The 255-nt window shown below is 59.2% G+C and carries 1 protein-coding gene; it reads left to right on the forward strand.

The genetic code is table 11. The annotated features are described in order from the left end of the window. On the forward strand, positions 1-255 hold a 255-nt coding region (locus IB238_RS24330; RefSeq protein WP_192253510.1), incomplete at both ends, for an NAD-binding protein.

Consider the following 255-nt stretch of genomic DNA (forward strand, 5'->3'; position numbering starts at 1 on the left):
CGGACGGCAAGCTGATCTGGACCTATTTCGAGGCGATGAAGCCGGAGGAAATGCCGAAGTCGCTGCTGGTCATGGGCTCTGGGGCAATCGGCATCGAGTTCGCCTCCTTCTACCGCACGCTCGGCGTAGACGTGACCGTCGTCGAAGTGATGCCGACGGTGATGCCGGTCGAGGATGCCGAGATTTCGGCACTCGCGAAGAAGCAGTTCGAAAAACAGGGCATGAAGATCCATCTGGACGCCAAGGTCACCAAGG

The sequence above is a fragment of the Rhizobium sp. ARZ01 genome (assembly GCF_014851675.1).
Lineage (GTDB): Bacteria > Pseudomonadota > Alphaproteobacteria > Rhizobiales > Rhizobiaceae > Mycoplana.